At 71.4% G+C, this 14900-nt stretch carries 17 protein-coding genes; 7 read left to right on the forward strand and 10 right to left on the reverse strand.

The window, feature by feature from the left end; translation table 11 throughout:
* Nucleotides 1-13: 13 nt before the first annotated feature.
* Nucleotides 14-589 carry a heme-binding beta-barrel domain-containing protein gene (locus tag AY578_RS15075; protein ID WP_019524011.1) on the reverse strand — a complete coding sequence of 192 codons (576 nt, stop codon included), beginning with the start codon at nucleotides 587-589 and terminating at the stop codon, nucleotides 14-16.
* Between the two features lie 232 nt (nucleotides 590-821).
* Here AY578_RS15075 and AY578_RS15080 point away from each other — a divergent pair, with 232 nt between their 5' ends.
* Nucleotides 822-1184 carry a DsrE family protein gene (locus AY578_RS15080; RefSeq protein WP_028960573.1) on the forward strand — a complete coding sequence of 121 codons (363 nt, stop codon included), beginning with the start codon at nucleotides 822-824 and terminating at the stop codon, nucleotides 1182-1184.
* 5 nt (nucleotides 1185-1189) lie between these two features.
* Here AY578_RS15080 and AY578_RS15085 read toward each other — a convergent pair whose 3' ends face one another.
* The 8 genes from AY578_RS15085 to AY578_RS15115 form a co-directional block, all read right to left on the reverse strand.
* Nucleotides 1190-1450 (reverse strand): DUF3099 domain-containing protein, encoded by a 261-nt coding sequence (locus AY578_RS15085; RefSeq protein ID WP_019524014.1) that lies wholly within the window; start codon nucleotides 1448-1450, stop codon nucleotides 1190-1192.
* Between the two features lie 72 nt (nucleotides 1451-1522).
* A complete protein-coding gene (locus tag AY578_RS15090; RefSeq protein WP_004986406.1) occupies nucleotides 1523-1810 on the reverse strand; it encodes a DUF1416 domain-containing protein in 288 nt (95 codons plus the stop codon).
* A 32-nt stretch (nucleotides 1811-1842) separates the two neighbouring features.
* A complete protein-coding gene (locus AY578_RS15095; protein WP_019524015.1) occupies nucleotides 1843-2688 on the reverse strand; it encodes a sulfurtransferase in 846 nt (281 codons plus the stop codon).
* 127 nt (nucleotides 2689-2815) lie between these two features.
* Complete coding sequence (locus tag AY578_RS34085; RefSeq protein ID WP_350328463.1) at nucleotides 2816-2923, reverse strand: putative leader peptide; 108 nt, start codon at nucleotides 2921-2923, stop codon at nucleotides 2816-2818.
* A gap of 182 nt (nucleotides 2924-3105) precedes the next feature.
* Nucleotides 3106-3846, reverse strand: a complete 741-nt coding sequence (locus AY578_RS15100) for an LmeA family phospholipid-binding protein (RefSeq protein WP_258902646.1) — start codon at nucleotides 3844-3846, stop codon at nucleotides 3106-3108.
* 730 nt (nucleotides 3847-4576) lie between these two features.
* The gene (locus AY578_RS15105) at nucleotides 4577-5674 is read right to left on the reverse strand and encodes a hypothetical protein (protein WP_028960239.1); all 1098 of its coding nucleotides are present in this window, start codon (nucleotides 5672-5674) and stop codon (nucleotides 4577-4579) included.
* Between the two features lie 3 nt (nucleotides 5675-5677).
* Nucleotides 5678-5932 carry a MoaD/ThiS family protein gene (locus AY578_RS15110; RefSeq protein WP_028960240.1) on the reverse strand — a complete coding sequence of 85 codons (255 nt, stop codon included), beginning with the start codon at nucleotides 5930-5932 and terminating at the stop codon, nucleotides 5678-5680.
* 40 nt (nucleotides 5933-5972) lie between these two features.
* The gene (locus tag AY578_RS15115; protein WP_370879127.1) at nucleotides 5973-6857 is read right to left on the reverse strand and encodes an alpha/beta hydrolase; all 885 of its coding nucleotides are present in this window, start codon (nucleotides 6855-6857) and stop codon (nucleotides 5973-5975) included.
* A 266-nt stretch (nucleotides 6858-7123) separates the two neighbouring features.
* Here AY578_RS15115 and AY578_RS15120 point away from each other — a divergent pair, with 266 nt between their 5' ends.
* The 6 genes from AY578_RS15120 (at nucleotide 7124) to AY578_RS15145 (ending at nucleotide 12888) form a co-directional block, all read left to right on the forward strand.
* Nucleotides 7124-7903: a winged helix-turn-helix transcriptional regulator gene (locus AY578_RS15120; protein ID WP_019527477.1), complete on the forward strand. Its 780-nt coding sequence runs from the start codon at nucleotides 7124-7126 to the stop codon at nucleotides 7901-7903.
* A 107-nt stretch (nucleotides 7904-8010) separates the two neighbouring features.
* Complete coding sequence (locus AY578_RS15125) at nucleotides 8011-9033, forward strand: LacI family DNA-binding transcriptional regulator (protein ID WP_078504698.1); 1023 nt, start codon at nucleotides 8011-8013, stop codon at nucleotides 9031-9033.
* Nucleotides 9034-9423: 390 nt separating this feature from the next.
* Nucleotides 9424-10389, forward strand: coding sequence for a S1C family serine protease (locus AY578_RS15130; RefSeq protein ID WP_161108336.1), 966 nt, complete (start codon nucleotides 9424-9426; stop codon nucleotides 10387-10389).
* Between the two features lie 99 nt (nucleotides 10390-10488).
* Nucleotides 10489-11223, forward strand: coding sequence for a response regulator transcription factor (locus AY578_RS15135; RefSeq protein WP_019527474.1), 735 nt, complete (start codon nucleotides 10489-10491; stop codon nucleotides 11221-11223).
* Complete coding sequence (locus AY578_RS15140; protein WP_019527473.1) at nucleotides 11220-12689, forward strand: sensor histidine kinase; 1470 nt, start codon at nucleotides 11220-11222, stop codon at nucleotides 12687-12689. The genes AY578_RS15135 and AY578_RS15140 overlap by 4 nt, the downstream gene beginning before the upstream one ends.
* Nucleotides 12690-12702: 13 nt before the next feature.
* Nucleotides 12703-12888 (forward strand): DUF1737 domain-containing protein, encoded by a 186-nt coding sequence (locus tag AY578_RS15145; RefSeq protein ID WP_019527472.1) that lies wholly within the window; start codon nucleotides 12703-12705, stop codon nucleotides 12886-12888.
* Nucleotides 12889-12952: 64 nt separating this feature from the next.
* Here the strand turns inward: AY578_RS15145 and AY578_RS15150 are convergent, their stop codons facing one another.
* Nucleotides 12953-14773: a bifunctional metallophosphatase/5'-nucleotidase gene (locus AY578_RS15150; RefSeq protein ID WP_019527471.1), complete on the reverse strand. Its 1821-nt coding sequence runs from the start codon at nucleotides 14771-14773 to the stop codon at nucleotides 12953-12955.
* Nucleotides 14774-14900 lie beyond the last annotated feature (127 nt).

The following is a 14900-nucleotide window of genomic DNA, read 5'->3' on the forward strand; positions in this document are numbered from 1 at the left end:
GGGGCCGGACGGCCTACTTGAAGAAGGCGATGCCGTCGTCCGGCATGTCGTCGGGCAGGGCCTTGGCCCAGCGCTCGACCTCCTCCGGGGTGACGACCTTCTTCAGGTGCGCCGACATGTAGGGGCGCAGCTCGACCTCGGGGGTCTGCTTCTCGCCGACCCACATCAGGTCGCCCTTGACGTAGCCGTACAGCCGCTTGCCGCCGGTGTACGGGCCGGCGGCGGCGGTGCGGGCGACGGCGTCCGTGACCAGGTCGATCTGCGGCTTCTTCTCGGCCATCTCGCCGTACCAGATCTCGACGACGCCGGCGTCGCGGACCATGGTCACCTCGACCTTGCGGTCGGCGTCGATCCGCCAGTAGCCGTGCTCGGACTCCAGCGGGCGGACCTTGTTGCCCTCGGCGTCGAGCACCCAGGTGCGCGAGCTGTACTCCAGGAAGTCCCGCCCGTCGTGGGTGAAGGTGACCTCCTGGCCGAAGTTGCACTTCTCGGAACCGGGGAAGTCGTGCACGCCCGCACCCGCCCAGTTGCCGAGCAGGAACGCGAGCGGGACGAGGTCCTTGTGCAGGTCGGACGGGATCTCGATCATGAGGGGAACTTCCTGGCGTCGGTGATCAGCGCTGGCCCTGGAACAGCTTCTTCACGGTCAGCCCGGCGAAGGCGAGAACGCCGACGCAGACCAGGACCAGCAGGGTTTCGAAGAAGGCGATCACGGTGTGCTCCTTGAGCGGGGTGCGAGGGTGTGCACAGGGCCGGTCCCCAGCTTACGCGGCCGGGTGCGGGCCCCGTCGTGCGAGGTGGGGCCTGACTACGATGCGGTCATGGCGAAAAAGCTCGTGATCAAGGTGACCGCCGGGGCCGACGCACCCGAGCGCTGTTCTCAGGCGTTCACGGTGGCCGCCGTGGCCGCGGCCAGTGGGGTCGAGGTGTCGCTGTGGCTCACCGGGGAGTCGGCGTGGTTCGCGCTGCCGGGGCGGGCCGCGGAGTTCGAGCTGCCGCACGCCGCCCCGCTGCCGGACCTGCTGGACTCGGTGCTGGCGGCCGGCCGGGTCACGCTGTGCACGCAGTGCGCCGCGCGCCGGGACATCACGGAGAAGGACGTGATCGAGGGCGTGCGGATCGCGGGAGCGCAGGTCTTCGTGCAGGAGGCCATGGCGGACGGCACACAGGCCCTCGTGTACTGACGGGGCTAGCGGGGCCCCTTCTTGCCGTCCAGCTCGTCCCACCATTCGTCGGACTGCGGGTCTCCGGAGGGGTCGTCCCACCAGCGGTCGTCGGGGCCGCGGCGGTTGGCGACGACCGCGGCGACCGGCGGGATCACCATGGCCACCAGGCACATCGCCACGGCGGCGGGCACCGACCACAGGCGTACGACGCCCCAGGCCAGGACGAACAGCCCGATGCAGCCGCCCATCAGCGCGAAGTAGGTGTGCCGCCTGCGCGCGTACATACCTCCAGCGTAGGTCCGGACATGCCGAAGGGCCGCGTCCGTCACCGACGCGGCCCTTCGTACGGACCCTGCTCAGACCGCGATCGCGACCTCGGCCAGGCCGCCCTGCTGGGCGACGACCGTGCGGTCGGCGGTGCCGCCGGGCACCAGGGCGCGGACGGTCCAGGTGCCCTCCGCCGCGTAGAAGCGGAACTGTCCGGTGGCGGAGGTGGGGACCTCCGCGGTGAACTCGCCGGTCGAGTCCAGCAGACGGACGTAGCCCGTCACCGGCTCGCCGTCGCGGGTCACCTGACCCTGGATGGTGGTCTCACCGGGCTTGATCGTCGAGGCGTCCGGGCCGCCGGCCTTCGCACCGCACATGTCTTACTCCTGAGAGGTCGGTCGGGGAGGGATTACTTGCCGGAGCCGAGCTCGATCGGCACGCCGACGAGGGAGCCGTACTCGGTCCAGGAGCCGTCGTAGTTCTTGACGTTCTCCACGCCGAGCAGCTCGTGCAGCACGAACCAGGACAGCGCGGAGCGCTCACCGATGCGGCACAGGGCGATGGTGTCCTTGGACAGGTCGATCTCCTCGTCCTCGTAGAGCTTCTTGAGCTCCTCGTCGGACTTGAAGGTGCCGTCGTCGTTGGCGTTCTTCGACCACGGGATGTTGCGGGAGGTCGGCACGTGGCCGGGGCGCTGCGACTGCTCCTGCGGCAGGTGGGCCGGGGCGAGCAGCTTGCCGGCGAACTCGTCGGGCGAGCGCACGTCGACGATGTTCTGCTTGCCGATGGCGTCCACGACCTCGTCGCGGAAGGCGCGGATGGAGGTGTCCTGCGGCTTGGCCTTGTACTCGGTCTTCGGGCGCTCCGGCACCTCGTCGCCGGGGACCAGCTCGCGGGCGTCGAGCTCCCACTTCTTGCGGCCGCCGTCGAGGAGCTTGACGTTCTCGTGGCCGTACAGCTTGAAGTACCAGTACGCGTAGGCGGCGAACCAGTTGTTGTTGCCGCCGTACAGGACGACCGTGTGGTCGTTGGCGATGCCCTTGTCGGACAGGAGCTTCTCGAAGCCCTCCTGGTCGACGAAGTCACGGCGGACCGGGTCCTGCAGGTCCTTGGTCCAGTCGATCCGGACGGCGTTCTTGATGTGGTTCTTGTCGTAGGCGGACGTGTCCTCGTCCACCTCGACGATCACGATGGTCGGGTCGTCCAGGTGCTCCTGGACCCAGTCGGCGTCGACCAGGACGTCGCTGCGAGCCATGTTGTTCTCCTCCGGGGCAGTTGCGGGGGGCATGCGGGTACGGGGGTGCGCGGCGCCCGGGCCGGGGCGGCGCACGGGTCCCCTGATCAGGGAACGGAACGGGAATGCGGACGGAAGACGCGTCCGCTCAGAAGGTGCGACAGAGCATGGCGGCGACACGGCACAGGTCCACTGCCCGCCGCTTCGTGAGATCCGCCTGTCCCCTCGGACGGAGGACGCTCGTCTGACACTGCATGGGGACGATCGTAGGGACGGACGAGGGGCCCTGTCACCGGCATGTCGCATACTGAGACGAGATCGTCCATCCATCGATACGGAGACCGGGAAAAACGCCCGGGCAAGCGCCCGCGGCCGCACACCCGGACCCATCCCATCTGTCCAGCGGACGCGACCGTCTCGCCCACCGGACAGCCGGGCTCATCCCGCCAGGCGTACGTCCTTCCCCGTCACCGTCACGTCCACACCGTCCTCGGCCGCCTGGACCTTCTCCAGGCTGATCCCGCCGGGCAGTCCGTCGATCTTCTGCTCGAAGTCGGTGATCCGCCGCACCCGCGACTCGGCGATCTCCACCCCGCCCAGCACCGGCAGCGCGTCCGCCCGCACCCGCACGGTGTTCCCGTCGATGACGGTCACCGAGCTGAGCACGGACACGGGCTCGGGCAGCTTGGTGCCGAGCACGGTGGTCTCCAGGGCGACCTTGATCTTCCCGTTGCCCCCGTCGGACAGAGCCACCACCTCGGCGGTGATGCCTGGCGCCACCTGCGTGGGCTCCGCCTTGGCGTTCCTCAGCAGCTCGTCGTAGGCGATGGTGGCCGTGCCGGTGGCGGTGTCGGCGACGGCGGAGCCGAAGTCACCGGAGAACTCGACGCCGCGGAGGTCCGCGCGGAGGTCGGCGATGCGGATGGTCTTGCCGCCCTCGCCGCCGCCGGCCTCGTAGTCCGAGATGCCGACCCGCACCTCGTCGAACGAGCCGCCGAGCACCTGGGTGAGGAAGGGGAAGCCCTGAATGTCCACGTCGGGGGTGGAGGCCAGCCCCTCGGAGGCGCGGACCCGGTCGGCGGCCTCGCCCTCGGCGAAGTGGACGGCGACGCGGTCGACGATCACGAAGATGCCGCCGAGTACCACGGCGATGACCAGCAGTATTCGCAGTGCGCGCATGCGGAGTCCCCCACCTGACGTGTCCCGACGACCGGCGGCCGCCCTCACGCGAGCGTAGTGCGGGGGTGGTGGGAGAGCGGGGGATTGTGGATCACCTGTGACAGGGGGCCCTGGACCGGGGCCCCATGGCACCGGCATTGGTGCGGGCCGGGGGTGTTGGCGCCCCTCGGCGCCAACGAGGCGCCGCCGCGCCCGCCCTCCCCCACTCTCGGCTTCGCTCGAGCGGGAGGTACCCCCATCGCCCCAGGCAGCACGATTGCCCGCAGTTGGCGGGGGCCCCGCCAACTGTGTCGGGGTAGCCGCACGCGGCGGGGAGGGGACGGGGTGGGGGTGGGCGCCCGCAGCGGCTGGCGCGTCCGCGCCCTCAGCCTCTCCAGCACGCACTCTCGCGCCAGACCGAGGACGACCGCCCCCACCGCGGCCCCGCACCACCCACCGCCCGTAGGCGCTACACCCGCCCCCACCGGACAGGTGGATGCGCCGCAGGCGTCACACCGCAACCCCCACCAGGCGTCGGGGGCACCGGACCTCAGCCCTCACCGCACAGAACCCCGCGCCGCAGGCGTCCGGGGCACCGGACCTCAGCCCTCACCGCACAGAACCCCACGCCGCAGGCGTCGGGGGCACCGGACCCCAGCCCCCACCGCACAGAACCCCACGCCGCAGGCGTCCGGGGAACAACGGACCCCAGCCCCCACCGCGCAGAACCCCGCGCCGCAGGCATCGAGCCTCAGCCCAGTACCCGGCCCAGGGTGTAGACCACCGGGCCCGCCGCCGCCAGAGGCAGCGCGACTCCCGCCGTGAAGTGGACGAAGCGGGACGGGTAGTCGTAGCCGGCCACCCTGTGGCCGATCAGGGCGCAGACCGCAGCCCCCGCCCCCACCAGCGCCCCCTCCGACGCCATCCCGCCGACCGCGTACCCCGCCCCGACGCCCGCCGCCACCGCGAGCACCGCCGACGCCGCCGTCCCCACCGGCAGCGCCCGTACGACCATCGCCGCCGCCACCGCGACCGCCCCCACGACCACCGCGTCCGCGTCCGCCGCGAGGTAGCCGCCCGCCGCGATCGCCAGCGCTGCCGCGACCACCGTCGCCATCAGCCCGTACATCCGCTCATCGGGCTCCGCGTGCGACCGCAGCTGCAGCACCAGCGACAGCAGCACCCACACGCCCAGCACCCCGAGAATCACCCCGGGCGACCGGTCCGAGAGCAGCATCGCCGCGTCCGCGGCCAGCGCCCCCAGGAACCCCAGCGCGATGCCCTGCCGCGCCGGCCACATCCCGTTGAGCCGGAACCACCCCGCCGCGGTCAGGCCCTGCAGCACCACCAGCGGCACGAGCAGCGCGTACGTCCCCAGCGCGGCGCCGCCCGCCAGCAGCAGACCCAGCACCGCCGTCAGCAGCGCGGGCTGCATCCCGGGCTCGATGATCGGCGACCGCCCCTCGGCGCGGGCGCGCTGCGCGTCGGTGATCCGGGCGTTCCCGGCGAGGGTGGCGGGGCCGTACTCCGGCTCCGGTTCACCAGCGGCCACCGGAGCGGGCTCCGGGACCTGACCAGAACCCGGAGCGGGCTCCGAGACCTGAACAGGATCAGGAGTCACAGGAGCAGCCGCCGCCACCGGCGGCTGCATCTGCGTCTCCCACGTCTGCCCCTGCCACTGCTGCGTGTGCTGCTGATCCGCGTACGGGTCGTACGCGTTGTCGTACCCCTGCCCGGGCCACGCCTGCGGCTGCGACCGCGGCTGCTGGTACGGCGCGTGGGGCTCCTGAGCTCCGTGGCTCCCGTGCCCCCCGTACCCGTAACCCCCGCCGTACGGCTGGTTCGTCATCCCTCACCCTCCTGCGAACGGCGGAAGCACCTCGACCGTGCCGCCGTCGGCCAGCCGTACCGTCTCATGCGCGCGCTTGCCCACGGGATCGCCGTCGACGAGGAACGAGCACCTCAGCAGCACGCGCACCAACTCGCCGGGGTGCCGTTCACGCACGGCGGCGAGCGCGTCGGCGAGTGTGTCCGCCTCGTACGGCTCCTCGGCCACCCCCGCCGCGGCCTTGGCGGCGGCCCAGTACCGCACCGTGACCTTTGCCATCTGCTGGTTCCTCGATCGGTTGACGGTGAACACGGTCAGGCTAGCCCGCCCGGGCGACCGCCCAGTCCCCGATCCTCCTCAACAGCGGTTCGGGCGCCGCGTTCTCGGCGTGCCCCATGCCGTGCTCGACCCACAGCTCCCCGTGCTCCCCGGCGGCGTCCGCCAGCATCCGGGGGTGGTCGAGGGGGAAGTACGCGTCCTGGTCTCCGTGCACGACCAGCAGCGGTGTCGGCGCGATGCGGGGCACGGCCTCGAAGGGAGCCAGCGGCACGGGGTCCCACTGCCGGTGGTGGATGCGGGTGCGCAGCCCGTACCGCCCGACCAGCCGCCCCGAGGGCCGCGTCACCAGCCAGTGCAGCCGCCGCATGGGCGGGGTCCCCCGGTAGAACCACCGCGCGGGCGCGCTCACCGAGACGACGGCGTCCACGCCGCCCCCGTCCAGCGCCGCGTGCCGCAGCACCACCGACCCGCCCATCGAGAACCCCACGGTGACCACCCGCGTGTGCCCCAGCTCCCGCGCCCAGCGGACGGCCGCCGCGAGATCGAGCACCTCCCGGTCGCCGACGGTGGACCGTCCGCCGGACCGCCCGTGCCCGCGGAAGGAGAACGTGACGACGGCGCCGTACCGCGCGAACTCCCGGGCTACGCGTCGCACGTGAGGGCGGTCGGCGTCCCCGGTGAAACCGTGCGCGATCACGAAAACGAGCCCGCGCGAAACACCGGAGACCGCATTCCCGGAACCCTCCCGCGACCCCTCGTCCACCGGTTCGTATACGGCCTTCCGCGGGTCGTATACACCGCATCCCGGTTCGTATACGGAATCGATCGCCACTCCGTCCGCCGTGCGCAAGAACGTCCGCATTGACGTGCCGTCCCGTGTCACATTCAGCGTCTCGGAATATGGACGAATGGTGGATCGCGCCACATGACCTGCCGCATCGGTGCCCATGTCGGCTATTCTGCTGCGAAGAGGACTCGGGCAGCGAAGCCCCCGGGTCCTTTTGTGCTTTCGGAAGCGTTGTATACGAAGGCGGGAAACCGCCAGGTGTACGGGCCGTCGAACGCACGCAGCAATGCCGTAAACGTCCTCGCGGGGACCGAGGAGGAACCAGACGTGGGCGAGCGAACCGTGCACCAACGCAGGACGGCCGTGTTCCGGGCGGCCACGATCCGAGCAGGTGAGGCGACCCGATGAGTTCCCTGCTGCTTCTGACCAACGCGCTCCAGCCGTCGACGGAGGTGCTCCCCGCCCTCGGTCTGCTCCTGCACAACGTCCGGGTGGCGCCCGCGGAGGGCCCGGCGCTGGTGGACACCCCCGGCGCCGACGTGATCCTCATCGACGGCCGCCGCGATCTCCCGCAGGTCCGCAGCCTGTGCCAGCTGCTGCGCTCCACCGGTCCCGGCTGTCCCCTCGTCCTGGTCGTGACCGAGGGCGGCCTCGCCGCGGTCACCGCGGACTGGGGCATCGACGACGTACTCCTCGACACGGCCGGCCCCGCGGAGGTCGAGGCGCGGCTGCGGCTCGCGATGGGCCGCCAGCAGATCGTCAACGACGACTCCCCGATGGAGATCCGCAACGGCGACCTCTCCGTGGACGAGGCGACGTACTCCGCGAAGCTGAAGGGGCGGGTCCTGGACCTGACCTTCAAGGAGTTCGAGCTGCTCAAGTACCTCGCGCAGCACCCCGGCCGGGTGTTCACCCGCGCCCAGCTGCTGCAGGAGGTCTGGGGCTACGACTACTTCGGCGGCACCCGCACGGTCGACGTGCACGTACGCCGGCTGCGCGCCAAGCTCGGCCCGGAGCACGAGTCGCTGATCGGCACCGTACGGAACGTCGGTTATCGATTCGTTACGCCGGAGAAGGTGGAGCGCGCGGCCGAGGAGGCCAAGGCGAAGGGCGCCCGGCAAAAGGCGGCGGAAGCGGACGAGACGGCCGCGCAGGACGCGGACGGGGTGCGGGCGAAGGCCTGAGGGTCGCACGCATGAGCGGCGCGTTCGCGCAGACGAGCCGCTTTTCCGCTGTTCACAACCTCCGGCACGCCCTGCCCGGAGGGGATATATCCGCGTAGACTCCGCGCGTGGCCAAGGTAACCAGGGATGATGTGGCGCGACTGGCGGGGACGTCGACCGCGGTCGTCAGTTATGTCATCAACAACGGACCCCGGCCGGTCGCTCCGGCCACGCGCGAGCGGGTGCTCGCCGCGATCAAGGAGCTGGGGTACCGGCCCGACCGCGTCGCCCAGGCGATGGCGTCCCGGCGCACGGATCTCATAGGTCTGATCGTGCCGGACGCCCGCCAGCCGTTCTTCGGCGAGATGGCGCACGCGGTGGAACAGGCCGCGTCCGAGCGCGGAAAGATGGTGCTGGTCGGCAACTCCGACTACATCGGCGAGCGCGAGGTCCACTATCTGCGCGCCTTCCTCGGCATGCGGGTCTCCGGGCTGATCCTCGTCAGCCACGCGCTGAACGACCTCGCGGCGGCGGAGATCGAGGCGTGGGACGCCCGGGTGGTGCTGCTGCACGAGCGGCCGGAGGCCATCGACGACGTCGCCGTCGTCACCGACGACCTCGGCGGCGCGCAGCTCGCGGTGCGCCATCTGCTGGAGCACGGCTACGAGTACGTCGCCTGTGTCGGCGGTACGGCGGACACGCCGGCCGTCGGTGACCCGGTCTCCGACCACGTCGAGGGCTGGCGGCGCGCGATGGACGAGGCCGGGATATCCACGGAGGGGCGCCTTTTCGAGGCCCCGTACAACCGGTACGACGCGTATCGGGTCGCGCTGGAGATTCTGTCGGGGCCGCGGCGGCCTCCCGCGATCTTCTGCTCGACCGACGACCAGGCGATCGGTGTGCTGCGTGCCGCGCGTGAGCTGCGGATCGACGTGCCCGGGGAGCTGGCGGTCGCCGGGTTCGACGACATCAAGGAGGCGGCGCTCGCCGATCCGCCGCTGACCACGGTCGCGTCGGACCGGCCTGCGATGGCCCGCGCGGCGGTGGATCTGGTGCTGGACGACGGTCTCCGCGTGGCCGGCTCCCGCCGTGAGCGGTTGAAGGTGTTCCCGTCGCGACTGGTCCTGCGCCAGTCCTGCGGCTGTTCCTAGCCGCAGCTTCCCACGCCCCTGAGGGGCGTGCCGCCCCAGCTGCGGGCGCCGCGGCAGCCCGCCGACGTCGGGTGCGGACCGTCTGTGGCTGTTCGCGCAGTTCCCCGCGCCCCTGAGGGACGCCGCCGCTGCGGGCAGTCGTGCCTCCCCCAGTGCCTTAAGGGCCTGGGAGGTACGCCCAGGGCGATGGGGGTACCTCCCGCTCGAGCGAAGCCGAGAGTGGGGGGGTGGGCGCAGCGGCACCCCGCCGACGCCGGGTGCGGGACCTCCGTGGCTGAGCGCGCAGTTCCCCGCGCCCCTGAGGGCATTCATGCCAGCCGTACGCACTTCTGCCGGGCTTCTCAGGTCGCCCTCAGGTAGCTCTCATCACCGAGCGGGACGCTCAGGTACATGAGCGAAAACCTCCCTCCTCACCACGTGAACCCCGAGTGGCCGCCGCCGCCGGCCTACGCTCCCCCCGCTCCCGGCCCCGCGCACAAGCGGAGCCGTGGCCCCGCCAAGCTGCTCGTCGCCGTGGCGATCGTCGCCGCCGCCGTGGGCGGGACCACGGCCTACGGCGTGCAGGAGCTGACCGGTGGTTCCTCCACCGGCGTCACCGCGTCCTCCGCCACGGAGACCGACGTCGTGCCGGCGTCGATGAAGGGCACCGTCGCCGGGGTCGCCAAGTCGGTCAGCCCCAGCATCGTGGAGATCAAGGCCGCCTCCTCGTCCGGTTCGGCCACCGGGTCTGGTGTGATCGTCACCGGGGACGGCGAGGTCGTCACCAACAACCACGTCGTGTCCGGCGCCTCGCAGATCCAGGTGCGGACGCACGACGGCAAGACGTACAGCGCCCGCGTCGTCGGCACCGACAGCAGCAAGGACCTGGCGCTGATCAAGCTGGAGGACGCCTCGGGTCTGAAGGCCGCCACCCTCGGCGACTCCGACGGTGTGCGGGTCGGCGACCAGGTCGTCGCGATCGGCTCGCCCGAGGGCCTCACCGGCACGGTGACCAGCGGCATCGTCTCCGCGCTCGACCGGGACGTCACCGTGTCCAAGGACGAGAGCCAGGGCCAGCAGCAGTGGCAGCGCGGCGGCGGCTGGCCGTTCGAGTTCGGCGGCCAGGAGTTCAACGGCGACACCGGCGGCTCCACGACCACGTACAAGGCGATCCAGACGGACGCCTCGCTCAACCCGGGCAACTCCGGCGGCGCGCTGATCGACATGAACGGCAACATCATCGGCATCAACTCCGCGATGTACGCGCCGAGCGGCGCGGAGTCGTCCACGGCGGGCAGCGTCGGCCTCGGCTTCGCCATCCCGGTGAACACGGTCAAGGCGGACCTGCCGGACCTGCGGGCCGGTGCGGGCGGCTGACGCGCGGGCAGGGAAACGTGCGACGCTGAAGATCCGACAGCCCGTCCCCTCCCCCGCCGCGCCCGCCGCGCGGCGCGCAGACGAAGGACCCGCCACCCGATGAGCCCCGCAGACGGCGACCGTGCCCCGCAGCGCATCCTGATCGTCGACGACGAGCCGGCGGTGCGTGAAGCACTCCGGCGCAGTCTGGCCTTCGAGGGATACGACACCGAGGAGGCCGTGGACGGCGTGGACGCCCTGGAGAAGACGGCGGCCCACCACCCCGACCTCCTCGTCCTCGACATCCAGATGCCCCGGATGGACGGGCTGACCGCCGCCCGCCGTATCCGCGCCACCGGCGACACCACGCCGATCCTGATGCTGACGGCCCGGGACACCGTGGGCGACCGGGTGACGGGGCTGGACGCGGGGGCGGACGACTACCTGGTGAAGCCGTTCGAGCTGGACGAGCTGTTCGCGCGGATCAGGGCGCTGCTGCGGCGCAGCTCGTACGCGGCGGCGGTGGCCGCGTCCGCCGAGACCGACGACGTCCTCACCTTCGCCGACCTGACGATGAACCTGGCCACGCGGGAGGTGACCCGCGCCGGACGCCCGGTGGAGCTGACCCGCACGGAGTTCACCCTGCTGGAGATGTTCATGGCGCACCCGCGCCAGGTGCTCACCCGTGAGCAGATCCTCAAGGCGGTCTGGGGCTTCGACTTCGAGCCGTCGTCCAACTCGCTGGACGTGTACGTCATGTACCTGCGCCGCAAGACCGAGGCCGGCGGCGAGCCGCGCCTGGTGCACACGGTGCGGGGGGTGGGGTACGTACTGCGGCAGGGCGGCGCGGAGTGACCGGACCCGTACGCCGTTTCCGCGCCCTGCCGATCCGGGCGCGGCTGTCCCTGCTGGTCGCCGCGGCGGTGGCGTTCGCGGTGGCGGCGGTGTCGGTGACCTGCTGGTTCATCGTGCAGGGCAAGCTGTACGAGCAGGTCGACGAGGATCTGAAGAAGGCGACCGTGCTGCAGGGGCCGCAGCGGGTGGACGAGATCCGCAGCGCCCTCACCGACTGCGTGGACACGCCCCGCGACAACGGCGCGGGCGGTTTCCAGTACACGTACTCGCAGGTGGTCAAGGAGGACGGCACGGTCTGCCTGTTCCCCAGCTCGGTGGGGAGCGTGAAGGTCACCGCGTCGGACCGCAAGGTGATCGAGAACGCGGGCAGCGGGTCCAGCGGCATCTTCCGCGACGGCACCGACCAGGACGGCGACGACGTGCGGGTGCTGACCCTGCCGCTCGTCATCAACGACCCGTCCACGCTGACCAGCACGCACGCGGCCGTCATCGTGGCGGTGCCGCTGAAGGGCACCCAGTCCACGCTGAACGACCTGGCGCTGATCCTGCTGCTGGTGTCCGGCATCGGGGTGCTCGGCTCGGCCGCCGCGGGTCTCGCCGTGGCGCGCACCGGACTGCGGCCGGTCGACAAGCTCACCGAGGCCGTGGAGCACGTGGCCCGCACCGAGGACCTGGGCGTCCGCATCCCGGTGGAGGAGGAGTCGGAGGACGAGATCGCGCGCCTGTCACGCTCCTTCAACTCCATGACGTCCGCGCTCGCCAGCTCCCGCGACCTCCAGCAGCAGCTCATCGCGGACGCCGGGCACGAACTACGCACCCCGCTCACCTCGCTGCGCACCAACATCGAGCTGCTGACCCGCAGCGAGGACACCGGGCGGCCCCTCCCCCCTGCCGACCGCAAGGCGCTGCTCGACTCGGTGAAGGCGCAGATGACGGAGCTGGCCGCGCTGATCGGCGACCTCCAGGAGCTGTCCCGTCCGGACCCGGGCCATCAGGCGGGCCGCGTGGAGATCGTCGCCTGGCAGGACGTGGTGGAGGCGGCCCTGCGCCGGGCCCGGCTGCGCGGCCCGGAGCTGACCATCACCGCCGAACTGCACCCCTGGTACGTGCGGGGCGAACCGGCGGCGCTGGAGCGGGCGGTGGTCAACGTGCTGGACAACGCGGTGAAGTTCAGCCCGCCGGGCGGCACGGTCGAGGTGCGGCTCGCCGACGGCGTCCTCACCGTCCGGGACCACGGTCCCGGCATCGCGGCCGACGAACTCCCGCACGTCTTCGACCGGTTCTGGCGCTCCCCCGGCGCCCGCGCCCTGCCCGGCTCCGGTCTCGGCCTGTCGATCGTGGCGCGCACGGTGCAGCAGGCGGGCGGCACGGTCGCCCTCACCCCTGCCGAGGGCGGCGGCACCACCGCCACCATCCGCCTCCCGGGCGCCCCGACCCCTCCCCCGGACGTGCCCGGGACCCCGTGACACGCTGGGACGCATGGCGAATCCACCCGACGGACTGCCCGTCTACCGCGTACTGACCGGCCCCGACGACTCCGCCTTCTGCCGGCGGGTCAGCGAGGCGCTGGAACTGGGATACCGGCTGCACGAGGGGCCGGCCGTGACCTTCGACGGGGAACGCGTGATCGTCGCACAGGCGGTCGTGTGGGACGCCGAGGGCTGAGACACGGAAGAGGGCCGGTGCATGGCACCGGCCCTCTCCGTCGTACGGGTACTCGTGCCGCGGGTTACTGCACGATCGTGATGCGGTCCGCCGCCGGCGGGGCCAGCGGGGAGGCGGCCGAGGAGTTGGCCGTCAGGTACTGCTCCAGCGCCTTCAGGTCGTCGTCCCCGACCAGGTCGTCGGTGCCTTCGCCCAGCGTGGTGAAGCCGTCGCCGCCGCCCGCGAGGAAGCTGTTCGTCGCGACGCGGTAGCTCGCCGACGGGTCGATCGCCTCGCCGTTCAGACGGATGGAGTCCGTGACGACCCGGTCCGCGCCGGACTTCGTCAGGTCCAGCGTGTAGGTCAGGCCGTCGGACACCTGGAGGATCTTCGGGGCGGCCTCGTTGGAGCCGCTGACCTGCTCCTTGAGCGCCTGGATCAGCTGCGCGCCGGTGAAGGTCTGCAGGTTGACCGTGTTGGCGAACGGCTGGACCGTGAACGCCTCCGCGAAGGTCACCACGCCGTCGCCCTCGGCGCCGCTCGCCGCGTAGGTGAGGGAGGCGCGGATGCCGCCCGGGTTCATCAGGGCGACGTCGGTCTCCGCGTCCAGCGTGCGGGCGTACTCCAGCTGCGCGTCGGCGATCAGGTCGCCCAGCGGGGACTCGGTGCCGTCCTTGACGATGTCACCGGAGATGTGTCCGATCGCGCGGTTGCCGATCGGGGCGGCGAGGGTGTTCCACTTGCCGATCAGGCTGGTGATGTCGGGCGCCTTGGGGACGTCCCGGGACACCACGTGGTTCGCGGACTTCACGGCCGTACGCGCGATGTCGCCCGTCGTGCGGTCGTAGGTCAGCGTGGTGTCGGTGTAGAGCCGGCCGAAGGACGCGGCGGAGGTGACCATGCGGGGCTTGCCCGCCGGGTCCGGGACGGTGCACACGTACGCGTTGTGGGTGTGGCCGGTGACCAGCGCGTCCACTTCGGGCGAGACGTTCTTCGCGATGTCCACGATGGGACCGGAGATGCCGGCCCCGGAGCCCCCGGAGTCACAGTCGTAGTTGTAGTCCGGCGAGGCCGGGAAGCCGCCCTCGTGGATCAGCGCCACGATGGACTTCACGCCCTTGCGGCGCAGCTCCTCGGCGTACTTGTTGATCGTCTCGACCTCGTCCTTGAAGACGAGACCCTTGACGCCCTCGGCGGAGACGATGTTCGGGGTGCCCTCGAGGGTCACGCCGATGAAGCCGACCTTGACGTCCTTCTTCTGCCACACCCAGTACGGCTTGAGGAGCGGCTTCCTGGTCTTCTCGTTCAGGACGTTCGCCGACAGGTACGTGAAGTCGGCGCCCTTGAACTTCTTGTCGCCGTAACAGCCGTCCGTCGGGTGGCAGCCGCCGTTCTGCAGACGGGACAGCTCCTTGGCGCCCTCGTCGAACTCGTGGTTGCCGACGGAGGTGACGTCCAGTTCGAGCTTGTTCAGCGCCTCGATGGTGGGCTCGTCGTGGAACAGGCCCGAGAGCAGCGGGGAGGCGCCGACCATGTCACCGCCGGCCGCGGTGATGGAGTACGCGTTGCCCTTGCGGGCCTGGCGCAGATGCGTCGCCAGGTACTCGGCGCCGCCCGCGTCGATGGTCTTCGTGGTGCCGTCCGGCTGGACCTCGGTGACCCGGCCGGAGGAACCGGTGGGCGGCTCCAGGTTGCCGTGCAGGTCGTTGAACGACAGCAGCTGGACGTCCTGGTAGCGGCTCGGCTTGTGGCCGTGGCCCTTGCCGTGCTCGCCCACGCTGGCGCTCGCCGACCCCGGCAGGGCCGCGGCGGCCAGGGCACCGACGGTGAGGACACCGGCGGCGGTCGCGAGGAGACGGTTCGTACGGCGTCTGCGGCGCGGGTGCGCCGGGGATGTGGCTGGCATACGCCCCCCTGTCGGTGCGAGTGGGTACCGGCGCAGCCTAGAGTCAACGCGCGTAGCGCGACAGGGGCTTCCGGGTTACAGCCTGGTTTATCTTTTCCCGCCGCCTTTGAGGCGGTCGCCGCCGTGG

The sequence above is a fragment of the Streptomyces thermocarboxydus genome (assembly GCF_024760485.1).
GTDB classification, from domain to species: domain Bacteria; phylum Actinomycetota; class Actinomycetes; order Streptomycetales; family Streptomycetaceae; genus Streptomyces; species Streptomyces cellulosae.